The organism is Ruegeria sp. BE3 (assembly GCF_056538865.1).
In genome coordinates this window covers 24,775-47,308 of record NZ_JBQFTW010000002.1, presented here as the reverse complement: position 1 = coordinate 47,308, position 22,534 = coordinate 24,775, and the positions used below count along the sequence as shown (strand labels likewise).

24 protein-coding genes and 1 tRNA gene are annotated in these 22,534 nt (G+C 58.3%); 13 read left to right on the top strand and 12 right to left on the bottom strand.

Translation table 11 applies throughout. The features are described 5' to 3' along the window. Positions 1-3 precede the first annotated feature (3 nt). Positions 4-441, bottom strand: a complete 438-nt coding sequence (locus ACR0AZ_RS07585; RefSeq protein ID WP_480471183.1) for a universal stress protein — start codon at positions 439-441, stop codon at positions 4-6. 244 nt (positions 442-685) lie between these two features. Then, positions 686-2,131 carry a pyruvate kinase gene (gene pyk, locus ACR0AZ_RS07580; protein WP_480667160.1) on the bottom strand — a complete coding sequence of 482 codons (1,446 nt, stop codon included), beginning with the start codon at positions 2,129-2,131 and terminating at the stop codon, positions 686-688. Between the two features lie 118 nt (positions 2,132-2,249). On the opposite strand from pyk, the gene ACR0AZ_RS07575 reads away from it, so the two are divergent. The 3 genes from ACR0AZ_RS07575 to ACR0AZ_RS07565 all read left to right on the top strand — a co-directional run bounded on the left by ACR0AZ_RS07575 (position 2,250) and on the right by ACR0AZ_RS07565 (position 3,735). After that, complete coding sequence (locus ACR0AZ_RS07575) at positions 2,250-2,987, top strand: N-formylglutamate amidohydrolase (protein ID WP_480667159.1); 738 nt, start codon at positions 2,250-2,252, stop codon at positions 2,985-2,987. Between the two features lie 87 nt (positions 2,988-3,074). Further along, entirely contained in the window at positions 3,075-3,314 is a 240-nt protein-coding gene (locus ACR0AZ_RS07570) for a DUF6868 family protein (RefSeq protein ID WP_480471186.1), read from the top strand. Positions 3,315-3,420: 106 nt separating this feature from the next. Continuing rightward, positions 3,421-3,735, top strand: coding sequence for a DUF1244 domain-containing protein (locus tag ACR0AZ_RS07565; RefSeq protein ID WP_480471187.1), 315 nt, complete (start codon positions 3,421-3,423; stop codon positions 3,733-3,735). Between the two features lie 105 nt (positions 3,736-3,840). Here ACR0AZ_RS07565 and ACR0AZ_RS07560 read toward each other — a convergent pair whose 3' ends face one another. From ACR0AZ_RS07560 to dgcN, 3 genes are all read right to left on the bottom strand, one after another. Continuing rightward, a complete protein-coding gene (locus ACR0AZ_RS07560) occupies positions 3,841-4,701 on the bottom strand; it encodes a D-amino-acid transaminase (RefSeq protein WP_480471188.1) in 861 nt (286 codons plus the stop codon). Between the two features lie 47 nt (positions 4,702-4,748). Next, positions 4,749-5,714 carry an N-acetyl-D-Glu racemase DgcA gene (dgcA, locus tag ACR0AZ_RS07555; RefSeq protein ID WP_480471189.1) on the bottom strand — a complete coding sequence of 322 codons (966 nt, stop codon included), beginning with the start codon at positions 5,712-5,714 and terminating at the stop codon, positions 4,749-4,751. Between the two features lie 73 nt (positions 5,715-5,787). Then, on the bottom strand, positions 5,788-6,789 hold the full coding sequence (dgcN, locus tag ACR0AZ_RS07550; protein ID WP_480471190.1) for an N-acetyltransferase DgcN: 1,002 nt from the start codon (positions 6,787-6,789) through the stop codon (positions 5,788-5,790). Positions 6,790-7,084: 295 nt separating this feature from the next. On the opposite strand from dgcN, the gene ACR0AZ_RS07545 reads away from it, so the two are divergent. Next, complete coding sequence (locus tag ACR0AZ_RS07545; RefSeq protein ID WP_480667158.1) at positions 7,085-8,047, top strand: L-malyl-CoA/beta-methylmalyl-CoA lyase; 963 nt, start codon at positions 7,085-7,087, stop codon at positions 8,045-8,047. 50 nt (positions 8,048-8,097) lie between these two features. On the opposite strand, the gene ACR0AZ_RS07540 is transcribed toward ACR0AZ_RS07545, so the two are convergent. Continuing rightward, positions 8,098-8,676: a PA14 domain-containing protein gene (locus ACR0AZ_RS07540; RefSeq protein ID WP_480485055.1), complete on the bottom strand. Its 579-nt coding sequence runs from the start codon at positions 8,674-8,676 to the stop codon at positions 8,098-8,100. A 108-nt stretch (positions 8,677-8,784) separates the two neighbouring features. Then, positions 8,785-9,237 carry an Lrp/AsnC family transcriptional regulator gene (locus ACR0AZ_RS07535; protein WP_480471193.1) on the bottom strand — a complete coding sequence of 151 codons (453 nt, stop codon included), beginning with the start codon at positions 9,235-9,237 and terminating at the stop codon, positions 8,785-8,787. Positions 9,238-9,310: 73 nt separating this feature from the next. Here ACR0AZ_RS07535 and ACR0AZ_RS07530 point away from each other — a divergent pair, with 73 nt between their 5' ends. Beyond that, positions 9,311-9,904, top strand: a complete 594-nt coding sequence (locus tag ACR0AZ_RS07530; protein ID WP_480471194.1) for a LysE family translocator — start codon at positions 9,311-9,313, stop codon at positions 9,902-9,904. 1 nt (position 9,905) lies between these two features. Here ACR0AZ_RS07530 and ACR0AZ_RS07525 read toward each other — a convergent pair whose 3' ends face one another. Then, entirely contained in the window at positions 9,906-10,739 is an 834-nt protein-coding gene (locus ACR0AZ_RS07525) for an AraC family transcriptional regulator (protein ID WP_480471195.1), read from the bottom strand. A 123-nt stretch (positions 10,740-10,862) separates the two neighbouring features. On the opposite strand from ACR0AZ_RS07525, the gene ACR0AZ_RS07520 reads away from it, so the two are divergent. Next, complete coding sequence (locus ACR0AZ_RS07520; RefSeq protein ID WP_480471196.1) at positions 10,863-11,825, top strand: acetyl-CoA carboxylase carboxyltransferase subunit alpha; 963 nt, start codon at positions 10,863-10,865, stop codon at positions 11,823-11,825. A gap of 4 nt (positions 11,826-11,829) precedes the next feature. On the opposite strand, the gene ACR0AZ_RS07515 is transcribed toward ACR0AZ_RS07520, so the two are convergent. From ACR0AZ_RS07515 to ACR0AZ_RS07505, 3 genes are all read right to left on the bottom strand, one after another. Next, positions 11,830-12,960, bottom strand: a complete 1,131-nt coding sequence (locus ACR0AZ_RS07515) for a lytic murein transglycosylase (RefSeq protein WP_480471197.1) — start codon at positions 12,958-12,960, stop codon at positions 11,830-11,832. A 112-nt stretch (positions 12,961-13,072) separates the two neighbouring features. Beyond that, a complete protein-coding gene (locus ACR0AZ_RS07510) occupies positions 13,073-13,720 on the bottom strand; it encodes a GntR family transcriptional regulator (protein WP_480471198.1) in 648 nt (215 codons plus the stop codon). Positions 13,721-13,750: 30 nt separating this feature from the next. Beyond that, complete coding sequence (locus tag ACR0AZ_RS07505; protein WP_480471199.1) at positions 13,751-14,443, bottom strand: M48 family metallopeptidase; 693 nt, start codon at positions 14,441-14,443, stop codon at positions 13,751-13,753. 100 nt (positions 14,444-14,543) lie between these two features. Between ACR0AZ_RS07505 and ACR0AZ_RS07500 the strand changes: the two genes are divergently transcribed. From ACR0AZ_RS07500 to ACR0AZ_RS07490, 3 genes are all read left to right on the top strand, one after another. Next, positions 14,544-14,867: a TIGR02300 family protein gene (locus ACR0AZ_RS07500; protein WP_480471200.1), complete on the top strand. Its 324-nt coding sequence runs from the start codon at positions 14,544-14,546 to the stop codon at positions 14,865-14,867. 139 nt (positions 14,868-15,006) lie between these two features. Continuing rightward, positions 15,007-15,082 (top strand) — tRNA-Ala (locus ACR0AZ_RS07495). A gap of 234 nt (positions 15,083-15,316) precedes the next feature. Further along, positions 15,317-16,039, top strand: a complete 723-nt coding sequence (locus ACR0AZ_RS07490; protein ID WP_480471201.1) for an alpha/beta hydrolase — start codon at positions 15,317-15,319, stop codon at positions 16,037-16,039. A gap of 64 nt (positions 16,040-16,103) precedes the next feature. Here ACR0AZ_RS07490 and ACR0AZ_RS07485 read toward each other — a convergent pair whose 3' ends face one another. After that, on the bottom strand, positions 16,104-17,060 hold the full coding sequence (locus ACR0AZ_RS07485) for a LysR family transcriptional regulator (RefSeq protein ID WP_480667157.1): 957 nt from the start codon (positions 17,058-17,060) through the stop codon (positions 16,104-16,106). Positions 17,061-17,188: 128 nt separating this feature from the next. On the opposite strand from ACR0AZ_RS07485, the gene ACR0AZ_RS07480 reads away from it, so the two are divergent. The 4 genes from ACR0AZ_RS07480 to ACR0AZ_RS07465 all read left to right on the top strand — a co-directional run bounded on the left by ACR0AZ_RS07480 (position 17,189) and on the right by ACR0AZ_RS07465 (position 22,502). After that, entirely contained in the window at positions 17,189-18,196 is a 1,008-nt protein-coding gene (locus ACR0AZ_RS07480; protein WP_480471203.1) for a TAXI family TRAP transporter solute-binding subunit, read from the top strand. A gap of 80 nt (positions 18,197-18,276) precedes the next feature. Then, on the top strand, positions 18,277-20,490 hold the full coding sequence (locus tag ACR0AZ_RS07475; RefSeq protein WP_480667156.1) for a TRAP transporter permease: 2,214 nt from the start codon (positions 18,277-18,279) through the stop codon (positions 20,488-20,490). A 4-nt stretch (positions 20,491-20,494) separates the two neighbouring features. Next, the gene (locus ACR0AZ_RS07470) at positions 20,495-21,733 is read left to right on the top strand and encodes an NAD(P)/FAD-dependent oxidoreductase (protein WP_480667155.1); all 1,239 of its coding nucleotides are present in this window, start codon (positions 20,495-20,497) and stop codon (positions 21,731-21,733) included. 28 nt (positions 21,734-21,761) lie between these two features. Then, positions 21,762-22,502, top strand: coding sequence for an aspartate/glutamate racemase family protein (locus ACR0AZ_RS07465; protein WP_480667154.1), 741 nt, complete (start codon positions 21,762-21,764; stop codon positions 22,500-22,502). Positions 22,503-22,534 lie beyond the last annotated feature (32 nt).

The following is a 22,534-nucleotide window of genomic DNA, read 5'->3' as shown; positions in this document are numbered from 1 at the left end:
CCCTCAGTTCACGACCGTGACGGGAACGTCGGCGTGCATGACAAGGTTCTGGGTCGAACTGCCAAACAGGCGCTTCTTGAATCCATCTGCCGAGGCCCGGCCTACAACGATCTGAGTACCGCCGTTTTCAACCGTGATTGCGTTCAACGTTTCCGCCACATCTCCGTGACGGACGATGCCGCGCGCCTCGAACCCTGCAGCCTTCAGCGCTTCGACCGCTGGCTCAATGATCCGCGACGTGGCCAACGCCACCTCTTCTTCACGCCGCTTGTGGCGCAATGCGTTTTCTTCTGGTGTCTGGAATGTGAAAGGAGACCATTCGATGACATAAACCGCCAGAAGCTCGCATGATCCGATGAGCCCTGCCAGATCTTTGGCAAAGGTGATCGCGCGTTCTCCGGTTTCTGTCCCGTCCAGCCCTATGACAATTTTCGTTGTCATGCCGTTCCTCCGTTATTGTTGATTTGGCCGGGACCCTCGCTCCCGGCAGGGCAGCCGGAACCTGGAACTTGTTTGAGTAGACTGCCCTAGGGGCGAGTATCCCTAAAAAACACGGAAAAACAGAGAGATAATTGCCGAGCACAACCCGAAATCAAATATACTATTGATAAATAAGTATATTTTTTGCCTAATAGTTTGACATACACGGAAGTGTCGAACTGAAAGTTAGCCTGCGGACCCGAGCTCAACCCGGGTCCGTATTGTAGATCAGCCGCTCATCGCAAGGCGCAATGCGCAGAATATTGGTGGTGCCGGGCACGTTGAACGGGACACCGGCAGTGACCACGATCTGATCAACTTCTGATGCAAATCCCGCGGCGCGCGCGGCACGAGCAGCGCTGACCACGGCACCTTTGAAGCGCTCCAGTTCGGGCGTCATGACACAGTGGCACCCCCAGCTGAGGCACAGGCGACGCGCCGTTCCAGTGGCCGGGGTCATCGCGATGATCGGCACGCCGGGACGTTCACGCGCGGTCAGCAAGGCGGTCGTGCCGCTTTGGGTGAAACAGCAAATCGCCTTGATATCGGTCTTCTCGGCAATCTCACGTGCGGCGGCAACGATCCCGTCCGCGACCGTCGTGCCCTTCGCCGTGCGCGAGGCGGCGATAATCTGGGTGTAGGTCGGATCGGCCTCAACCTCGATCGCCACCTTGTTCATGGTCTGAACGGCCTCGATCGGATAGGAACCGGCTGCCGATTCCGCGCTGAGCATAATTGCGTCCGTGCCCTCGTAGATCGCGGTGGCGACATCCGAGACCTCGGCTCGCGTGGGCATTGGGCTTTCGATCATGCTCTCCAGCATCTGCGTGGCCACGATCACCGGCTTGGCGGCACTGCGGCATCTGCGGACCAGACGCTTCTGAATTGGCGGCACGGCAGAGACTGGAAGTTCGACCCCCAGGTCACCGCGTGCAACCATGATCCCGTCCGAGGCGTCAAGAATGTCGTCAAACGCCTCGACCGCAGCTGGTTTTTCAATCTTCGACAGGATCGACGCACGGCCATCGGCCAGCGCACGCGCCTCAAAAACGTCCTTGGCGCGTTGCACAAAACTTAGCGCCAGCCAGTCCACACCCAGCTGGCATACAAATTCCAGGTCGTCCCGATCCTTGGCCGACAACGCTGCCAAGGGCAGCACCACGTCCGGGACGTTCACACCCTTACGGTTCGAGATCGTGCCACCGACCTCAACGGTACAATTCGCAAAATTCTGACCACACTCTCGAACGATCAGGCGAATCTTGCCGTCGTTGACCAGCAGCCGCGCGCCAACCTCCAGCGCGGCAAAAATTTCGGGGTGCGGCATACAGACACGACCGGCATCACCAGGTGCCGGATCCAGATCCAGCCGAAAGGTCGCACCCTCTTCTAACTCTTCAGCATCATTGGCGAACACACCAACGCGCAGTTTGGGCCCCTGAAGATCGGCCAGAATTGCGATTGGGCTGTCCAGGTCTTTTTCCACCTGCCGAATGATGCGGTGGCGTTCGCGAATCTCATCGTGGCTGCCATGGCTCATGTTCAGTCGGAACACATCCGCCCCAGCCTCGTGCAGGGCGCGGATCATGTCATAGTCATTGGACGCTGGCCCCAGCGTCGCCACGATCTTCACGTTTCTCAGGCGTCGCATCGATCAAGTTCTCCTCAAACGTCCAAATGTTACCGCAAACAGTTCTCAGGCTGCTTATTGCGCAATTCCCTTTCCGAAGCAACTGTCCTACACCTGCGGCAAACAAGATGACAGGTTCATGACATACTCTCCGTTTTTCGTTCACGGCGCGGATCGCCCGTCGCGCTGGCTGATTACCTGCGATCACGCGACCAACATGGTGCCGCCGGATATCAATGCCGGTGACCTCGGCCTGCCACGTGAAGATATGGAACGCCATATCGCCTATGATGTAGGGGCCTACGAGGTTTCGAAGCATCTGGGGGAGATTCTGAACGCTCCTGTCATTGCAGCCAACTTCTCGCGTCTTGTGATTGACCCAAACCGAGGCGAAGACGACCCGACCCTGCTGATGAAGCTGTATGACGGCTCGATTATCCCGGGAAACCGTCACGCCGATGCGGCTGAGCGCGAACGGCGTTTGAACATGTGTTACCGGCCCTATCACGACGCACTGGCTGAACTGGCAGCCCTGCCGCATGCGGTGATCGTGTCGATGCATTCTTTCACCCGCCAATTGCGCGGCCGAGAACCGCGCCCCTGGCATATCGGCGTTCTGCACACCCCGGATGAACGCTTCTCACGCCCGTTGATCAACCGGCTTGAGGCCGAGGGCGATCTGTGCGTAGGCGTCAACGAGCCCTATACCGGCACGCTGACGGGTGACGCGATCGACAAGCACTGCACCACTTTTGGCCGCCCCAATGCACTGATCGAGTTGCGCAACGACCTGATTGCAGATCACGACGGACAGCGGCACTGGGCCGAACGGCTTGCCGTTGTTCTGCAGGACGCACTATCGGAAAGCGGGCTGTGACATAGGGACGCCTCTGATCGCTTTCACGGCTCACGACATTGTGAGCGTCGACGCCGATACACATATATTGGACGAAAGGAGGCGATCATGACGCAGGAATTCCTGACCACCGTCTTCGGCTGGATGACAGTCCTTAACATCGGCGTGTTGCTGTTCAGCACACTAATGGTTGTGGCCTTGCAGGATTGGATTGCCGGTATACACGGTAGAATGTTCCAAATGGAAAAGCACGACGTGAAGCGCGCCTATTTTCGGTATCTTGCCAATTTCAAGATCCTGACGATCACATTCAGCCTGATGCCGTGGATCGCACTTAAACTGGCGTAATATCCAGAACTATTGTCCCGGTGGGCTCATACGCCTTTCGTTTCATTGTAACATGGCCGCCGGATTGCTAGGTCAGGCTTAGCAAACAAACCTTCGGAGCCAGAACATGGACAAGCAAACCGAAATCGAACTTCAGGCGGCTGCCTTTCGTCGGCTGCAGAAACATCTGATGGAAGACCGCACCGATGTGCAGAACATCGATCTGATGAATCTGGCCGGGTTCTGCCGAAACTGCCTGTCGCGCTGGTATCAGGAAGCAGCCAATGAAAAGGGCATCGAGATCGGCAAGGATGAGGCGCGCGAGATCTTCTATGGCATGACCATGGATGAGTGGAAGGCCAATTATCAGACCGAAGCCAGCGCCGAGAAACAGGCCGCTTTCAAGGTCGCCTTTGAAGAGAATGTGGGGAAACAGGGCTGAGCCCTAACGATCAGCGGCGTAAAGCCCGCCCTGCGCCTTCGCGCCCTACTGTCGAACGAAAAAGGCCTGCCGCATTCCTTGCGGCAGGCCTTTTCCAGAACCGGTTCAAACAGCGGCTTTCAGACTCTCTTCCAGATAAATCTCGCGCAACCGCTTTGCGATGGGACCTGGCGTGCCTTCGCCGAGCGTCTCGCCATCAATTTCGACGACTGGCATCACAAATGTCGAAGCCGAAGTGACAAAGGCCTCTTCCGCCTGTTTCGCCTCATCAATGGTGAACAGACGCTCTTCGACCACCATCTGTGCCTCGGCCGCCATGCGCAAAACCGCTTTACGGGTGATGCCATGCAGAATGTCATTCGACAGCGGGCGCGTAACGATCTTGCCGTCTTTGACGAAGTAGGCGTTGTTCGAGGTGCCCTCGGTCACATAGCCGTCTTCGATCATCCAGGCATCGTCAGCCCCAGCCTTCTTTGCCATCATCTTGCCCAGTGACGGATAGAGCAGCTGGGTTGTTTTGATGTCGCGGCGACCCCAGCGGATATCGTCAATCGAAATGACACGGATCCCTTTCTGCGCCGCCGGGCTGTTGGCCAAGCCAGGCTTGTTCTGCGTAAACAGAACCAGCGTCGGTTTGGTATCATCCGAGGGGAAGACGAAATCCCGGTCACCGTCGCTGCCGCGTGTGACCTGAAGATAGATCAGGCCTTCGTCGATCTCATTGAGTTCGACCAGCTTGCGATGGATGTCCAGCAGCGCGTCTTTGCTGCAGGGCGCTGCCATATCCAGTTCGTCGAGCGAACGCTTCAGGCGCACCGCGTGGCCGTCGAAATCGATCAGCTTGCCGCCCAGAACGCTGGTCACTTCGTAAACAGCGTCAGCCATCAGAAAGCCCCGGTCAAAAATCGAGACCGTGGCCTCGGTCTCGGGCAGGTATTCGCCATTCACGTAAACGGTGCGGGTCATGTCATTTCCTCTTCGTCTCCGGGCTTCGCCCGTTTCCCGGGTGTCCGTCACCCCCAGAGCGCTGCCTTTGGCGGATGCACCCCGGCATCATCGAATGTCAGCGGGTTAGCTCGGTCTTCGGCCAACAGAAGCGGCCCGTCAAGGTCTGTTACCATCGCACCCTGCGCCAACAAGGTCGCAGGCGCCATCGCCAGAGAGCTGCCGACCATGCACCCGACCATCACGCGATACCCCTCGGCCAGCGCAGCCTTGCGCAATTCAAGCGCTTCGGTCAGGCCTCCGGTTTTGTCCAGCTTGATGTTCACGACGTCGTACTTACCCTTCAGCGCGGGCAGGCTGGCGCGGTCATGGCAGGATTCATCCGCACAAACGGGGACCGGGCGTTCCATTCCGATCAGGGCCTCGTCTTCTCCGGCTGGCAAAGGTTGCTCAACCAAGGCCACCCCCAGTCGCACCAGATGCGGCGCAAGATCGGCATAAACTGCAGCCGACCAACCTTCGTTGGCGTCCACAATGATCCGTGCCTTTGGCGCACCCGCACGCACCGCTTCAAGCCGCGGCATGTCATCAGGTGTTCCAAGCTTGATCTTCAACAAAGGACGATGCGCATTCTGCGCGGCCTGCGCCTGCATGGCTTCGGGCGTATCCAGCGACAGAGTATAGGCCGTTATCTCGGGCCCCGGCACCGGTAATCCGGCCAGATCCCATACCCGTTTGCCCGCGCGCTTGGCCTCAAGATCCCACAGCGCACAATCCACCGCATTGCGTGCGGCCCCTGCGGGCAGAAGCTCCATCAGCGCGTGCCGCGAAAACTCACCGGGCAGACCGGCAATCTCGGCCTCAACAGAATCCAAAGTCTCGTCATAACGGGCATAAGGCACGCATTCACCCCACCCTTGATAAGTCCCGTCCGTAATCCGAACGGTCAACACCTGCGCCTCGGTTCGTGAGCCACGCGAAATGGTAAACACCTGCGCCAGCCGAAACACATCGCGAGAGACTTCAACCTGCACGCGCCAGCTCCTTCATCTTTTCCCAAATATGCGACGGTTGCGAACATTGCCCGCCACCCGCGTGTCCTTCAGATCACATCTCGGCCAGTGCGTCGACCAGCTTGCCCGAGCCAAAGCGGAACGGGTCTGTTGCAGGCAGGCCCATATCCGCCTCGATCTGCGCAAGATAGGCCGATGCGTCTTCTTCGCTCATGTGCTGAGTATTCACCGAGACACCAACAACCTGACAGTCGGGGTTGGCAACACGCGCGAGGTTGAGCGCCGTATCACGCAGCGCCTCCAGTGAGGGTTGTTGGTAGCCGGGCAAACCCCGCATATGTTCACGGGTTGGTTCGTGCGATAGAATCAGCGCGTCCGGTTGCCCACCATGGATCAGGGCCATGGTCACACCCGAATAAGAGACGTGGAACAACGATCCCTGCCCCTCGATCAGATCCCAGTGATCTTCGTCATTGTCCGGCGTTAGCCATTCTACCGAACCCGCCATGAAATCAGCAACCACCGCATCCAGAGGCACACCATCGCCGGTAATCAGAATACCGGTCTGCCCCGTCGCGCGGAAGGTTGCCTTCATTCCGCGCTTGCGCATCTCGGCTTCCATCGCCATGGCCGTATACATCTTGCCGACCGAGCAATCGGTGCCCACGGCAAGACAGCGCTTGCCGGTACGTTTGACGCCATTTGCGATCGGATAGTCGACTTCGGGCACCCGCACATCATGCAGCTTGCGCCCGGTGGCCTCGGCCACAGCAACAAGATCGGGCTCATCGCGCAGAAGATTGTGCAGGCCCGAAGCCAGATCGAAACCTTCTTCCAACGCCATGACCAGAACCTTTTTCCAATCCTGGCTGATCACCCCGCCCCGGTTGGCCACACCGATGACCAGGGTCTTGGCCCCCGCTTCGCGCGCTTCAACCAGATCCATGTCTTTGAGACCAAGATCCGCCTTGCAGCCATCCATCCTGTACTGACCTACAGCGTTTTCAGGCCGCCAGTCCTTGATCCCAACGGCAACCTTGGCCGCCAGTTGGTCGGGCGCATCCCCCAAAAACAACAGATATGGTGTCTCGATCATCGCGCAGCACTCCTTTGATTCCGAGCCAAATTAGAGAACCAATTTGGCGAGCGTTTCTCGAATTCTCCTTACAACAGAGATATTCATGCAAAAATTTTGCAGATATGATCTCAACTCAGCGAGATTCTTCGAAGTTTTTAAAGTGATCAAACTTTAAGCACTCATTTCAGCACACTTCGCGACCGTTGCTGCACGCGCATTGCCGCAGATGCACAATCGCGCTTGCGCGCCGTTGCGCAATTTAATATCCCATCATAACGAGAGAACGCAATTTCATTACTCACGCGAGGTCCAGATGAGTTTCCGCATCCAACCCCCCGCCCCGGCGCGGCCCAACCGCTGCCAGCTGTTTGGCCCCGGCTCGAACACCAAACTGTTCCCCAAGATGGCGGCATCGGCTGCGGATGTCATCAATCTCGATCTCGAGGACTCGGTGGCTCCGTCAGATAAGGATACGGCCCGCGCCAATGTCATCGAGGCGCTGAACAGCGTGGACTGGGGCACTAAGTACATGTCCGTCCGTATCAACGGTCTGGACACACCCTATTGGTACCGCGATGTGGTGGATGTGCTGGAACAAGCGGGCGACCGGCTGGATCAAATCATGATCCCAAAGGTGGGCTGCGCCGCCGATGTCTATGCTGTGGACGCGTTGGTCACGGCCATCGAGCACGCCAAAGGCCGAACCAAACCAATCTCATTCGAGGTTATCATCGAATCTGCGGCGGGTCTGGCGCATGTGGAAGAAATCGCCGCATCCTCTCCACGCCTGCAGGCGATGAGCCTTGGCGCTGCGGATTTCGCCGCTTCGATGGGCATGCAAACCACCGGCATCGGTGGCACGCAGGAAAACTACTACATGCTGCGAGAGGGCGAAAAGCACTGGTCCGATCCCTGGCACTGGGCGCAAGCCGCGATCGTCGCCGCCTGCCGTACCCATGGCGTGCTTCCGGTCGATGGACCTTTTGGCGACTTTTCGGACGACGAAGGCTATATCGCTCAGGCAAAACGTTCCGCGACGCTGGGTATGGTCGGCAAATGGGCCATTCATCCCAAACAGATTGCGTTGGCCAATCAGGTGTTCACGCCTTCAGAGGAAGCCGTCACTGAGGCGCGCGAAATCCTTGCGGCCATGGAACAGGCCAAAGCCAACGGTGAAGGCGCAACCGTTTACAAAGGCCGTCTTGTCGACATTGCCTCGATCAAACAGGCCGAAGTAATCGTGGCACAGTCGGACCTGATCACAGCCGGAGGCTGACAAAAAGATCGGCGCCCGAAAGGGCGCCTCATCTGAGTTATGATCGTGGTTCAGCGCCCAAAAACGTCGTTGGGTGTCCAGGTAAAGCGTTCGCCCTGCTTGCCCCACTTCATCATCAGGCACGAGGTGCCATATTTCTGAAAATACTTTATTTTCACGGGATACCAACCTGCCTGCGGTACCTCGACCTCGGTGCGCTGGTTGGCCTCACACCCCTGGCGCCCGTTTACATAGCCGATTTGCTGACCACCGATCCAGGCATCAACACCGTCATTTGACCATGTTTCAAGTTCGTAGACCCCCGCCGCGTCAAACCTGATATAGCCTGTAATGTCCGCTGCTACATTGAAGGCTTCATTGAAGGTCAGCACCGGATCGCCCTCGTTGGTGTCCCGGTAATCAAGGCCTCGCAGCGGCTGACCTGGCTTTGCTTTCTTCAGCAACTGGTCAACTTTGCCAAAATTCTGAATCTTGCGAGGCGGGTTTCCCTCCCACGCATATTTTACGTTTAACCCAGACTTCGGGCTCGGTTGCGGATTGGCTGGCTTCAGCTTCAACGGCGCTGCAAAGCAACCACCGGCGAACACGGCCATGGTAGCGGCAAGCGCCCCGGTCCTGAGAAAGGTCATCTTTATCTCCCTGAATTCGCGCCGATCCCCCTGCCGACGACGTATTTATGATGACTCTATGGTGTGAAATTCGACCCGGCAAGGTGGTTAAACTTCACAAAATAGCCCCTAGGCGCGCCTGTCTTTGGGGGAATCCATAACCACATAAGACGTGATTGAGGTCACATGGGGCAATGTGCCCAGCACCTCGGTATGGAAGGCTTTGTAGGTCGGCAGATCGGCGCACTCCACCCGCAGCAGGTATTCGATCGTACCGGTGATATTGTGACACTCGACCACTTCCGGGGCCCGGTGAAGCGCTTTTTCAAACCCTTCCTGAGCGGCTTTTGTGTGCTCTCCCAACCCCACGCCGATATAGGCGACGAAGCCAACACCCAAGGCCGAAGGGTTGAGCACTGCGCGATAACCAGCGATCACGCCGGTCCGTTCCAGTTCCTGTACGCGTCGCAGGCACGCCGACGGGGACAGGCCGACACGCTCAGCCAGCTCCAGATTGCTGATGCGCCCATCCTCAGAAAGCTCGCGCAATATTCGATGGTTTATTTCATCTATATTCACCATTTATTGCTAAATTTGCACCCAAACGCACAAAAACGCAATTACATTTGCCCACTTTGGCGAGATTATACCAAGCATGACCTACGACATCCTGTTGGCTTTGATTGCATTTGCTTTCGTCTCGTCGATTACGCCGGGGCCTAACAATCTGATGCTTATGGCGTCAGGTGCCAATTTCGGCTTTCGCCGAACCGTCCCGCATATGCTGGGCATTGGGCTGGGCTTTACGTTCATGGTGCTGCTGGTCGGGGCCGGGCTGGTGCAGGTCTTCAATCGGTTCCCCGTCAGCTATACGCTGCTCAAGATCGCATCGGTCCTGTACCTGCTGTATCTCGCATGGAAGATCGCCCACGCCGCCCCGGCGCAAAGAGGGGCTGCTTCGGGTAGGCCGATGACCTTCTTGCAAGCGGCGGCCTTTCAGTGGGTCAATCCCAAAGCCTGGGCGATGGCGCTGACGGCGACCACAGCCTACACGCCCGGCCACACGATCACAGCCATCGTAATCGTCGCGCTCGTGTTTGGCGCGGTCAATCTGCCATCGGTCAGCGTCTGGACAGTGCTCGGCCAACAGATGGCGCGGATTCTGACCAATCCGCGCCGGTTGTTGGTGTTCAACTGGGCGATGGCGGGGCTTCTTGTGGCCTCGCTGTATCCGGTGCTGTGGCCTTGATCTATTTCAGCGGCAGGCAGATCTCGGTCAGCAAGTCCTCGGGTGCAGTTTCGCGCGGATCGTTCAGGTAAATCTCGTAACAGGGCTGATCCGCCGGTTCCTCTCCGGACTCAGGCAGCCAATTACCGAACAAACTATGGTAAGCGGCCTGAAGCCCTGAATATGGACCTTTGAAGGTCAACACTGCCGTGTTCCCGCCAGCAATGGTCAGGCTCTCCATGCCCTCGGGCGTTGTGTCACCCCTGAACTCAGCCCCGGCATAACTGCGCAGGTCCTGCTCGGGAACATCATCTGGACTGTCGAAATACATGCCAATCATCGGGCCAATCTGGGGCCACAGCTGACGGGATTCGCACAAGGCGCTGAACGCTTCAAAGCTTTCGCCGATTTCGGTATAGGCACCCTTATGCGGCAGGGCAACGATGCGACGGGTGGGTTCTATACGTGTACTAATGGGATGCATTGGATAATCTCCGATCTTGAACCGTGGGTTAGCTGGCAAAAACTGACCGGCACTGCGAAAGGCAGCGGGGCTTTTGCCGTAGGCCTCGGAAAAGGCCCGCGCAAAAGAATTCAGGTTGGGATAGCCGATGTCGGACGCGATCTTGCCCAAGGGCTCGTCGGTCTGAACCAGCCAACACGCGGCACGATGCAGCCTGATCCGACGCACCGCCTGCGCACAGGTTTCACCCGTGATGGCACGAAACACCCGGTGCCAGTGGAACCGCGACATGGCGGCCACATCGGCCAGAGTGTCCAGCGACAGATCCCCTGCAGGGTTGCCATGGATATAGGCCAATACGCGCAGAACGCGATCTTCATAGCTGGTGGCCATGGGCTTTCTTCCTACTTCCTCGCCTTCTCGGAAGTCGCATATTATCGATCCACAAATCTTGCTGAGTTGCATCCGGGCCGACCTTTAGTCATATAGCAGGGAACTTCCGCGTTGAGAGGCGTCATGACCCAGTATCTGGATTTCGAAAAACCCCTGGCCGAGATCGAAGGCAAGGCCGAGGAATTGCGCGCGCTGGCCCGTGCCAATGAAGAGATGGATGTGACCGAAGAGGCCGCAGCACTGGATGCCAAGGCCGCCAAGCTGCTGGATGAGCTTTACGCCGATCTGACCCCATGGCGGAAATGCCAGGTGGCGCGCCACCCCGAACGGCCCCATTGTCAGGACTATGTCAAAGAGCTGTTTACCGAGTTCACGCCGCTGGCCGGGGACCGGAACTTCGCCGACGATCTGGCCGTGATCGGCGGTCTGGCCCGGTTCAACGACCAGCCAGTCATGGTGATCGGCCATGAAAAGGGCAGTGACACCAAATCGCGGATCGAACGTAATTTTGGCATGGCCCGCCCCGAAGGTTATCGCAAGGCCGTGCGATTGATGGAAATGGCTGGCCGCTTTGGCCTGCCGGTGATCACTCTGATCGACACAGCCGGGGCCTATCCCGGAAAAGGGGCCGAGGAGCGTGGCCAATCTGAGGCCATCGCGCGCTCGACCGAGATGTGTCTGAAGATCGGGGTGCCTCTGGTCTCGGTCATCATCGGCGAAGGTGGCTCGGGCGGCGCGGTCGCATTCGCCACCGCGAACCGCGTGGCGATGCTGGAGCACTCGGTCTACTCGGTGATTTCACCCGAAGGCTGCGCCTCGATCCTGTGGAAAGACGCCGAGAAGATGCGCGAAGCCGCCGAGGCGCTGCGCCTGACCGCGCAAGACCTCTACAAGCTTGGTGTATGTGACCGGATCATCACCGAACCCAAAGGCGGTGCGCATCGCGATCGCCCCGCGACGGTCGAGTCGGTGCGTTCGGCCATCACCGCAATGCTGAAAGAGCTAGACGGCAAAGATGCGGCGGCCCTGATCAAGGACCGCCGACAGAAATTCCTCGATATCGGCTCTAAAGGCCTAGCGGCGTAAGCCGTCAGCCTCCCAATCGACGCAGCAGATCGACCGATGGCTTGCCGGTGACAGGCAGGCCGTTCGCACGCTGATAGCCACTGATCGCGGCTTCGGAGTTCTTACCGATCACCCCATCCGCGCCCTGCGTATCATACCCGGCGGCAGTCAGACGGCGCTGTAGCTCCTTCCGATCCTCTAACGTCAACCCGTTTTCATCCGGCCCGAACGAGGCCTGAAACGGTGCACCCCCCGCAATCCGGTCCGACAGGTGGCCTACACCAATCGCGTAGCTGTCCGAGTTGTTATAGCGCTTGATGACCTGAAAGTTGCGGAACACAGCGATGCGCGGTCCGGGCGTCTGCGGTTGCAACACCGCAACAGGTGTGCCGGACACCGTGCCGGCCTCACCTCCCCAGGGCTGCCCACGCACCCAACCCGCCCGCGCCAGATAGGCGGCTGTCGAAGCCAGAGAATCCGTGGGATCCTCAGACCAGATATCGCGCCGCCCATCGCCTGTGAAATCCACTGCATAGGCCAGATAAGAGGTCGGGATGAATTGCGTATGCCCCATGGCACCCGCCCAGCTGCCGGTCATATTGGCGGGCGATGTGTCGCCCTCCTGAATAATCCGCAGCGCGGCCACCAGTTGCTTTTCAAAGAATGCCCCGCGCCGCCCGTCATAGGCCAGAGTTGAGGTCGCCGAGATCACCGGCACGTCGCCGCGCCGCGCGCCATATCGGCTCTCCAGCCCCCAAACGGCGACAACCACCTCTTTGTCGACACCATACTTGGCTTCGATCTGTGACAGGGTTCCCGCGTGGCGCACCAACATCTGCTTGCCAGTGCTGATCCGTTCGTCCGAGGCGGCGATAGCCAGATAATCTTCAAGCGAGCGTTTGAATTCGACCTGATTGCGGTCGCGCTCGATAACGTCGGGCAGATAACCCGCGCCCTGAAAGGCACGATTGAGCGTGGTCTGCGAAATACCCTGAGAGGCGGCTCGGCCCTTGAAGCCAGCAACCCAGGCATCCCAACCTGCGTTAGGCACGGCACGCATGCGGCTCGCGGGGGCAGAGCTTGGAGCGCTGCCTCCTGAACAGGCGGCCAGAAGGCTTGCCCCAAGCCCAGCGGAGAATGTTCGACGATTGATCATGATTGAAATCTGCTCTTGTTGTGATTTGCAATCAGGATAACGCAGCCCGACCATCCAGACCAGCAGAGCTATGCCTCAAATGAGCAGGTCAGGGCGATGGGCAACAAGCCGCTCAGGTCACCAGCAGGCGTAGCCCCTGCGTCACATCCGAACGCACTGCCAGCCGAAGCCCGGGTTCATCCCCGGCCTTGAGTGCCGCAATAATCAGGCGGTGATAATGGGGAGGCTCGGTGCGTCTGAGCCGCCCATAGAGGGCGCGCATTGTTGGTCCCAGTTGCAGCCAGACGGTCTCGGCAATCGCCAGCATCGCCGGGGCCTGCGCGCGCAGATACAGGGTACGATGGAACTCGAGATTCGAGCGGATATAGCCCACTGCATCCCGCTTAGTGACCATTTCGGCCACATTCATGTTGATGCTTTGCAACCGGTCAATCAATGCCATATGGGCGCGCGGCAAGGCGCGACTGGCAAGCTCCACCTCAAGCAATGCGCGCAGCGCAGCCAGTTCTTCGATCCGGTCATTGGTCAATTCCGGTGTCGACACCCGGCCGGAGGTGGACAGGAACAGAGCACCTTCCGCCGCCAACCGTCGCACAGCCTCGCGCGCGGGGGTCATTGAGACGCCAAACTCCTTGCCGATACCGCGCAAGGTCAACGCCTGCCCGGGAGCGATTTCGCCATGCATAATGCGCGAGCGCAGGGCGCGATAAACACGATCATGAGTAGCAGTGTGAGAGTCGGCAGTACGTGTGGTCAGCATGGGTTTATGTGATCACAAATCCTTCTCAGGTCAACTGCTGGCCTCGAATCGGTATCGATGCAGATGCGTGCCATGGTCGCGCAACCACCGGCGTGGCGCTTTGTAAGGGCCATAGATCCGCTCGACCTGCGCCCAGAAGGCAGGCGAGTGGTTCATCTCGGCCAGATGCGCCACCTCATGCGCGGCCACATAATGCAGCACTTCGGGTGGCGTAAGGATCAAACGCCACGAGAACATGAGGCCCCCCGCCGATGTGCACGACCCCCAGCGCGAGCGTGTATCGCGCAGCGTGAGGCTGCTATATGGCCGCTCCAGCATCGCGGAATAGTCGTCACACGCCCCGGTCAGCCGATCCCGGGCAAGCTCTTTCAGGAAACGGGCAAGACGCCGGGCCTCGGCGCCCTTGGGAACGGCGATTTCCGTCTCTCGCAGCTGCACCCGGCGGCCCGAGGCGGGAACGATTCGTCGTACAACCCCCTCAATGGGGAGCGATTGCCCGAATTGCACAATGGCAGGCTCCGGCCGATCCTGCAGGTGCCCTCGGATCCAGCCCTCTTTTTGCTGCGCAAAGCTCAACGCCTCATCTTCGGCGACCCCGGTCGGATAGGTCAACGTAACCCGCCCATCCAGTTGGGAAATCCGCAAACTGATCCGCCGCGCACGCGCCGATTTGCGCAATGTCAGCGGTACAGGGGGCGTTCCCGGCAATGCGTGTCGCCCCATGGGCCGATCTCCTTCGCGCAAAGGCTTTGACAGTCCCTGCCGCTTGTGGCAGGTGACCTGAATCATTGATGAGATTCACCTGATATCAAGGGGATTTGATATGCCCAAGGAAGAATGGGGCGTAAAGCGTGTTTGCCCGACCACTGGCAAACGCTTTTATGACCTGAACAAGGACCCGATCGTCAGCCCCTATACAGGCGAGATCGTGGAACTGGATACCGGCAAAAGCCGGATGATCGCTGCGGATGCGGAAGATGCAGCATCGGTCAAGGCGCGCGAAGCGACATCGGATGACGATATCGTTCTGGACGATGACGCCGATGTGGATGTCGAACTGGACGATGATCTGCTGGATGATGAGGACGACGGCGATAACGTTTCGCTGGACGACATCAAGGATATGTCGTCGGACGACGAAAGCTGACAGACCTCGGGGCGGCCTATGCCGCCTCGTCCCAGTCCTAAATACCCAGCGAAACTTTTTCGCCTATTCTGTTATTAGGGCTTGAACTCACTTGCGACGTCTCATAAACGTCCGTCCACCGCCGAGGCGGTACCTGTATGGGGCCTTAGCTCAGTTGGGAGAGCGCTTGCATGGCATGCAAGAGGTCAGGGGTTCGACTCCCCTAGGCTCCACCAAAACCTAACCATACAACTAGATAGCAAGCATCAGAGCGGTGTGACACACAGGTGTGACACAAAATGAAGCTGCATGCGTATCTCTCGCTATCCAGACACGGCATCTATTAATTCCGTTGACCTCAAGCGTGTCAGGTCAGCGTCCCTTCACTCGGTGAGCCCTACTCTTCAAAACGTTACCGCAATCCACATAGCGGAAATGCTAAGTCTCTCCTGAGCCTTCGGGAGACTTTCATGATCAAATCGCTTCTCACGCTTGCAGCCATTCTTCTCGCCGCCAACGTCGCGTCGGCCGAAACGGTGCGGTTCAAGGCCTCCGACGGGATTATCGTAACCGCAGATTTCCAAAAGCCCGAAAAAGCCTATGGTACCATTCTCGTGCTTTATCACATGGCTGGAGCAAGCCGCGGCGAATACTCTGATATCGCCAAGCGGTTGAACGGGCTTGGCTACGCGACGCTTGCAGTCGACCAGCGCTCAGGCGGCAAATTCAACGGGGTGGAAAACGAAACCGCCGCCAAGGCGGGGGGCAATGTTGCCTATGACAGCGCCATCCCCGACATGCAGGCCGCAGCTACATGGGCGCGAAACAACGCTGGTGCACAAAAAGTCGGCGTGCTCGGCTCTTCTTATTCCGCCGGCCTAGTCCTCGTCTTGGCCGCGGATAACGATAATTTTGCCGACGCCGTTATGGCGTTTTCCCCCGGCGAATATTTCGGCAGCAATAATTACGTTTCAAAACGGCTCGAAAAGCTGAAGGCGCCGGTCTTTCTGACCTCGGCTAGCAATGAGACTGGTCAGTGGAGACCTTTCGAAGCAAAAATAACTGGCCCTGTCACAGGGTTTGAACCAAAGGGCCGCGGACGTCATGGTGCGTCGGCGCTCGTGAGTGGTGACGGGGCGGAATACTGGGAGGCCCTAACCGGTTTCCTGGACACGCATTTGCCTCCAGGCTGAGAAAACCCGCCCTTCACGCCGGGGCACCAAGTCGACGGCACCGGAACACAATAAAAGTGTTGTTTCAGTTCTCCTGAGAAAACAACTCCGCTTGGGGGTGCGCATCCACTTCCTTCAACATTTTCAGAACTTCAGCTCTCCAGCCCGCCATTATCTTCAGAGCCAATTGAGACGGGGGGCGATGTTCCGGTTTCAGGATCGCGTACTCATATCTGAGTGGTTTTTCAAAAGGAACGAACACAACTTTTTTGTTGGACAGATTTAGTTCCCGTTCTGTCGCGACAGTCAATGGATCGACGATGCTGCAACACTGGCCAGAACTGACAAAAGGAACAAGCGGAATGAAATACTGGCAAGTCACTGTCGGGTTGTAGTCCACGGAGATATCCTGGAATTCCTGCCGAATCTTTTGTTGAAAGGGATGGGTGGCGTATAGCCCGCCCATCGGAACCCCATCCAAATCCTCGATGGTGATGTATTCGCGCGTCGCCAACGGGTTCTCTCGGTCTACGGCAAAGAAGCAATCTGCCCGGATCAATTCGGCCTTATATTGGGGTTCCTTCCCGGCCGAGTGTTCGAAATCTGCGAACCCGAAATCGATATTCTGTGTTCCTGCAAGTTCCATGATCTGGGGCGAGCTACGAGTGGACAGCGTGATGTGTATCTCGGGGTTTTCCGCGACCGACTGGCTGATGAACCGTGGGAAGAGAAAAGCCGACGGTCCAGGCATGGTGGCAATGTTGAGGCTACCCGAATGGCCCTTGATCAGCCCTTCCATCGTGTTCGAAATCGTTGCGAGGCGGTCAAGGATACCGGTTGTTTCCGCCAAGAGGTAATGTGCTTCGGGTACCGGCACCAATCGGCGCCCGTGCCGTTCGAACAAGGTCAACCCCAATGACTTCTCCAGGTTTTTCAGCGCCAGGCTGATGGCAGGTTGGGTGCGGTTCAGTTTCTTGGCCGTTTGCGAGATGGAGCCGGTTTCCATCACCTCGCGGAACACGGCGAGTTGGGTCAGGTTCATATTCAATATATAAGATAAACTTTAGTATAGTGAAATATAACAAATTTGTATTTATGCGAATTGTCTCTACGCTTTCAGGATCAGAATTCGGGCGAACCGAATCCAACGAACCAACTACGGAGACGATGATGAAACTAGTGAAATGCCTGACTGGCCTGGCTCTGGCTGGCGCACTGGCCGCACCGGCGCTGGCGCAGGACCCGACCTTTTTCCGCATCGGCACAGGTGGTGCCGGTGGAACCTATTTCCCCATTGGCGGCACCATCGCCAACGGTATCTCAGCCCCTCCGGGCTCGCGCCCCTGCGAAGAGGGTGGCCAGTGCGGTGTGCCCGGCCTGATTGCCATCGCGCAATCCACCACGGCCTCGGTCTTCAACAATGCTGCCGTACAAAACGGCGAGCTTGAGGCCGGTCTGGCCGCAGCCGACGTCACCCGCTCGATGTATCTGGGCGAGGGCAAATTCGACGGCAAACCCCATCCCAAGCTGCGCATCGTGGCCAACCTGTTCCCGGAAGATCTGCATCTGGTGCTGCCCGCGGGCGCGACGATTGGTGATCTGGGCGACCTGGAGGGCAAACGCGTCGGCATCGCGCAGGCTGGTTCAGGTACGCAGGTTGCCGTACTGCAGATGCTCGAAGCCTGGGGCGTCAATCGCGACAACATGGATGAAGCCGAACTGAACAATAGCCAAAGCGCCGAGCGTCTGGCCGATGGTCAGCTGGACGCCTATTTCTATGCTGCAGGCTGGCCGGTCGCCGCGATGGTGCAGCTGTCCTCGACCAAGGGCATGAACCTGCACTCGTTCAGCGACGAGGATCTGGCGAAGATCAACGAGATCATTCCGGCCTATATCCCCTCGGCTATTCCGGGTGGCGTCTATGAAGGCATCGATGCCGAAACCAAGACCCCGGCGGTGAGCGCCATGCTGGTTGTCTCCTCGGATCTATCCGAAGATCTGGTCTATCAGCTGACCAAAGCCCTGTGGAACGACAACACCCGCAAGCTGCTGGATAATGGCCATGCCAAGGGTAAGCAGATCACAGCTGATACAGCGCTGGACGGTGTCGAAGCGCTGGGTGTGCCGCTGCATCCGGGGGCGGAGAAGTTCTATAAAGAAGCTGGGCTTCTTCAGTAATCGCATCTCACTGACATCTGTCGTCGGTGCCCCTGCGCGGGGCACCGCACTCTGGACTCATGCGAAATCGGGGGGCCATCATGTCCGACACCCAGAAACTTGATGACCACGAACTGACAGCCGAGGAACTGGCGGCCATCGAAGAGCAGTTCGACGAAGGTGCTGCCGTCCGGCAGGTCACTCCCACGGCGGGCAAGGTGCTGCGCGTCGTTGCCCTGATCTTTGCATTCTACGAATTCTTTACAGCTGGTTTCGGCCTGCCCGCCGACCACTGGCATATGGGTATCTATCTGGCCCTGCTGTTCATTCTGGTCTACGCCACCATCCCGATTATCGGTGCCAAAAGCCTGTATGCCCTAAAGGTCAGTCGCTTCCGCATCGGCAATGTCCCCTTCTACGATCTGGTCTTCATGGGGTTCGGCATTGTAGCAGCCCTGTATGTCGGCTTCGCCTGGCGCGGCATCCCGTTTCTGGGGATTGAGGAGCAGACCTTCCGTATGGGGAACCCAAATGGCTATGACGTGTTCCTTGGCGTGGTCATCATCCTGCTGGTGCTGGACATCGCCCGCCGCACGCTGGGCTGGGTGCTGCCGCTGATCATCTGTGTGTTCATCTCTTACGCTCTGCTCGGGCCGTATTTCCCGGGCTTGCTGCAGCATCCGGGCGTGAACTTCAAAACCTTCGTGTCGTCGATGTATTTCCCGCAGGAAGGCATCTATGGCGTCACGCTTTGGGTGGTTTCCACCATTGTCTTTCACTTTGTCCTGTTCGGCGTCATCGCGCAACGCACCGGGTTGGGGCAGCTGTTCATCGACAATGCCACCATTCTTGCGGGCCGCTATACCGGTGGCCCCGCGAAGGTATCGGTGGTGTCTTCCGCATTCTTCGGCACCATCTCAGGCTCGTCCGTCGCCAATACCGTTTCGACCGGCGCGCTGACCATTCCGAACATGAAACGTCTGGGCTACCCCGGCCATTTCGCAGGCGGGGTCGAGGCCGCGTCTTCGGCAGGCGGGCAGATCACGCCGCCGATCATGGGGGCTGCGGCCTTCATCATGGCCGAGTTCCTTGAGGTGCCATATACCACCATCGTGATCGCGGCGATCTTCCCCGCGATCCTGCACTATGTCGGAGTCTTTGCCGTGGTGCACCTGATGGCGCGCAAGCTCAACCTGCAAGGTCTGGCAAAAGAGCAACTGCCACAGCTCAAATCCGTCTGGGCTGAAGGCTGGGCCAATATCGTACCGTTGATCGGTCTGCTGGTGGTTCTGTTCACGGGCTACACGCCCTTCATGTCGGCCTTCTGCGGTATTTCACTGGCAGTCATCGCCGGTATGTCGCGCATTAAACAGCCACCAACGTTGATCTACGCGGCAGCCTTTCTGGCCTTTGTACTGTGGAAGTTCTCAGACGGCGGGTTTGATCTGACCATGACCGCGATCCTGTGCGGTCTGTCCGTCATCGCCACGCTGAACCCGCAGAAACGTATCGAAGTGCCCGAGATGCTGCAGGCGGTCGAGTTGGGCGTGAAATACTCTCTGGCCGTAGGCGCCGCAGCCGCTGCGGTTGGCATCGTCGTGGGCGTGATCAACACCACCGGCATCGGCTTCCGCATCGGCTTCATGGTGACGCAAGGCGCGGGCAATCTGGCGTCGGATCTTTATAACATGATCTCGTTCGGCAGTTTTCAGCTGTTTGCCATGGAAGACCTGCAACTTTTCATCTCGTTGGTCTTCATCGCCATCGTCTGCATCCTGATGGGGGCGGGTATCCCAACCACGGCTCTCTACATCATGCTGGTTTCGGTCGCACAACCTGCACTGGCACAGCTGGGCGTTCCACCCATCGCCAGCCACCTGTTCGTTCTCTACTATGGAGTGGTGTCCGAGATCACGCCTCCGGTCTGCACATCGGCCTATGCGGCAGCGGCGATTGCCAATTCCAACCCGTTCCGAACCGGTTTGTCCGCCTTCACACTTGGGTTGGGCAAGGTGATTGCACCCATGGCTTTCGTCTATGCTCCGGTTTTGCTGTTCGTGTCTTCGACCGGGTTCAATATGTGGGAATTCACCTACACCGCTACCAGTTGCATCGCTGGTGTCATTGCACTGTCCGCTGCTGTCGTCGGCTACTGGTTAAAACCGCTGAACATTGCGTCGCGGATTCTGATGGCCATCGCCGGTGTGATCTTTGTGGCACCATCACTGATGGCGGACCTGATCGCACTGGCCGTCGCCTCGCCGGTCATTGTCACCCAGTTGATCGGCCGTAACAGAAGCCCTTCGCCGGCCTGATACGATGACAGAACAAGTCACCATCATCGGCGCGGGGATCGTCGGAATTTGCTGCGCCCTGTCACTGCAGGAACGCGGTATCCCGGTTAGGCTCGTCGATCGAGGCGAGCCCGGACAGGAAACGTCATTCGGGAACGCGGGCGTCGTGTCCCCGTGGTCGATCATCCCACAAGCGGTTCCGGGCATCTGGAAGAAACTTCCGCAGATGTTGATGGACCCCAAAAGTGCGCTCTCAGTCCGACCTGCCTTCTGGCCTAAGATGATCCCATGGGGCATGCGGTTTCTGAGCAATTCCGGCGAAAAGACCGTGCGCGAGGTCTCGGACGCGATGGAGCTTTTATGCCGACCGTCCATCGATCTGTATCGCAGGCATCTGCGCGGCACCGGGCACGAAGACCTGATCGCTGACAGCTACTACGTTCACGCATTCCGCCGTCCCGAACAGGCCAATCTGGATGGGCTGGACTATTTGATCCGGCGGGAAAAAGGCGGTGATCTTGAGCGGATAGATGGCATTGAATTGCGAAGGCTCGAACCTGCGCTGACGGATGCGTTCAAAGCCGCGATTGTGATCAAAGGACAGGCGCGGGTGACTTCGCCGGGACGTATGGGGGCGGTTCTGGCCGACAAGGCCCGCAGGCAAGGCGCTGAAATCTTACGAACCGAGGTCACCGGGCTGACGCGCGACATAGACAGCGGCTGGCAGATCGCTACCGGGCAAGGAACATTGTACGCCCGGCATGTCATACTGGCAGCCGGAGTGTGGTCGGTCGATCTGCTGAAACCACTGGGCTTGACCGTCCCTCTCGTCGCCGAGCGCGGCTATCATGTCGAATTTCCGGCCGCCTCAGTCAGTCTGAACAACTCAATCATGGATGTGGATGCAAAAGTGGTCGCCAGTTCGATGCAAGGCGGTCTGCGGGTCGCCGGCACCGCCGAATTCGCAAGCATAGATGCCCCTGCCGATCCGCGCAAAAAGAAGATCCTGACCGATCAGGCCAAATCCATGGTTCCAGACCTTGATACCGGCCAAGCGCAATTCTGGATGGGACGACGCCCCTCCTTTCCCGACAGCTTGCCTGCGCTTGGGCAACTTGACGGCATGGACGGGCTCTTTGCAGCGTTCGGGCATTCTCATTACGGGCTGATGATGGCCCCGAAAACCGGTGAGCTTGTGGCCGATCTCGTGTCTGGTCGTAGCCCGAACGTCGATCTGGCCCCGTTTTCGGCGGCCCGGTTCTAACCTGCGATATCGAAAGGATTCGAACACCATGCCGATTTACAATGGCGGTCAGAATATCTGCGGTGCATCCATTGGTGTATTGTGCCTTGAAAGCTATTTTCCCAAGCCGCCCGGTCATATCAAAAACCCGTCCAGCCTGCCGTTTCCCGTGCTCTACGAGATGATAGACGGTATCACCGTCCCCACCCTGCTGAACAACCCAACGCCCGAGTTGCTGGCCCCACTGATCAAAGGCGTCCAACGGTTGGAGGCCGAAGGAGTGCGCGCGATCACCGGCAGCTGCGGTTTTCTGGCTCTGTTTCAAAAGGAACTCGCCGAAGCCGTTTCCGTGCCGGTCTTTGCCTCAAGTCTGATCCAGGTGCCGCTGGCTTATCATATGACAGGCGCAAGTGCTCCGGTCGGTGTGCTGACTGCAGATGCGTCCGCGCTGACACCACGCCATTTCGAAGGTGTCGGAGCAGCCAGTATCCCGGTCGCTGTGCAGGGCCTGGAGGATACAAGCGAATTCGCCGAAGTAATTCTGCGGAACACCCGCACCCGTATGGACACCGATCTGATCGAGGCCGAGGTTATGGACGCCGCCCGCCGCCTGAAACGTCAGGCACCGGATATTCGGTCTCTGGTGCTGGAATGTACCGACCTGCCCCCCTATGCGGCGCAAATTCAGGAGGAGCTTCAACTGCCTGTCTTCGACCTGACGACGCTTGCTCAGATGGCGCATTCCGTTGCGGTTCGCGGTCGCTTTTCCGGGATTATGCCCTGGTCGTGATGACGCTGCATGACGTTGGCCGATCACTCGCT

What these genes read in the sequence shown, in the direction of transcription:
- ACR0AZ_RS07490 (WP_480471201.1), top strand. Translation starts at nt 15,317, where the DNA reads ATGATCAAATCGCTTCTCACGCTTGCAGCCATTCTTCTCGCCGCCAAC.
- ACR0AZ_RS07545 (WP_480667158.1), top strand. Translation starts at nt 7,085, where the DNA reads ATGAGTTTCCGCATCCAACCCCCCGCCCCGGCGCGGCCCAACCGCTGC.
- ACR0AZ_RS07520 (WP_480471196.1), top strand. Translation starts at nt 10,863, where the DNA reads ATGACCCAGTATCTGGATTTCGAAAAACCCCTGGCCGAGATCGAAGGC.
- ACR0AZ_RS07480 (WP_480471203.1), top strand. Translation starts at nt 17,189, where the DNA reads ATGAAACTAGTGAAATGCCTGACTGGCCTGGCTCTGGCTGGCGCACTG.
- ACR0AZ_RS07540 (WP_480485055.1), bottom strand. Translation starts at nt 8,676, where the DNA reads ATGACCTTTCTCAGGACCGGGGCGCTTGCCGCTACCATGGCCGTGTTC.
- ACR0AZ_RS07470 (WP_480667155.1), top strand. Translation starts at nt 20,495, where the DNA reads ATGACAGAACAAGTCACCATCATCGGCGCGGGGATCGTCGGAATTTGC.
- ACR0AZ_RS07535 (WP_480471193.1), bottom strand. Translation starts at nt 9,237, where the DNA reads ATGGTGAATATAGATGAAATAAACCATCGAATATTGCGCGAGCTTTCT.
- ACR0AZ_RS07565 (WP_480471187.1), top strand. Translation starts at nt 3,421, where the DNA reads ATGGACAAGCAAACCGAAATCGAACTTCAGGCGGCTGCCTTTCGTCGG.
- ACR0AZ_RS07505 (WP_480471199.1), bottom strand. Translation starts at nt 14,443, where the DNA reads ATGGGGCGACACGCATTGCCGGGAACGCCCCCTGTACCGCTGACATTG.
- dgcN (WP_480471190.1), bottom strand. Translation starts at nt 6,789, where the DNA reads ATGATCGAGACACCATATCTGTTGTTTTTGGGGGATGCGCCCGACCAA.
- ACR0AZ_RS07585 (WP_480471183.1), bottom strand. Translation starts at nt 441, where the DNA reads ATGACAACGAAAATTGTCATAGGGCTGGACGGGACAGAAACCGGAGAA.
- ACR0AZ_RS07570 (WP_480471186.1), top strand. Translation starts at nt 3,075, where the DNA reads ATGACGCAGGAATTCCTGACCACCGTCTTCGGCTGGATGACAGTCCTT.
- ACR0AZ_RS07475 (WP_480667156.1), top strand. Translation starts at nt 18,277, where the DNA reads ATGTCCGACACCCAGAAACTTGATGACCACGAACTGACAGCCGAGGAA.
- ACR0AZ_RS07525 (WP_480471195.1), bottom strand. Translation starts at nt 10,739, where the DNA reads ATGGCCACCAGCTATGAAGATCGCGTTCTGCGCGTATTGGCCTATATC.
- ACR0AZ_RS07510 (WP_480471198.1), bottom strand. Translation starts at nt 13,720, where the DNA reads ATGCTGACCACACGTACTGCCGACTCTCACACTGCTACTCATGATCGT.
- ACR0AZ_RS07500 (WP_480471200.1), top strand. Translation starts at nt 14,544, where the DNA reads ATGCCCAAGGAAGAATGGGGCGTAAAGCGTGTTTGCCCGACCACTGGC.
- ACR0AZ_RS07575 (WP_480667159.1), top strand. Translation starts at nt 2,250, where the DNA reads ATGACATACTCTCCGTTTTTCGTTCACGGCGCGGATCGCCCGTCGCGC.
- ACR0AZ_RS07560 (WP_480471188.1), bottom strand. Translation starts at nt 4,701, where the DNA reads ATGACCCGCACCGTTTACGTGAATGGCGAATACCTGCCCGAGACCGAG.
- pyk (WP_480667160.1), bottom strand. Translation starts at nt 2,131, where the DNA reads ATGCGACGCCTGAGAAACGTGAAGATCGTGGCGACGCTGGGGCCAGCG.
- ACR0AZ_RS07465 (WP_480667154.1), top strand. Translation starts at nt 21,762, where the DNA reads ATGCCGATTTACAATGGCGGTCAGAATATCTGCGGTGCATCCATTGGT.
- ACR0AZ_RS07485 (WP_480667157.1), bottom strand. Translation starts at nt 17,060, where the DNA reads ATGAACCTGACCCAACTCGCCGTGTTCCGCGAGGTGATGGAAACCGGC.
- ACR0AZ_RS07530 (WP_480471194.1), top strand. Translation starts at nt 9,311, where the DNA reads ATGACCTACGACATCCTGTTGGCTTTGATTGCATTTGCTTTCGTCTCG.
- ACR0AZ_RS07515 (WP_480471197.1), bottom strand. Translation starts at nt 12,960, where the DNA reads ATGATCAATCGTCGAACATTCTCCGCTGGGCTTGGGGCAAGCCTTCTG.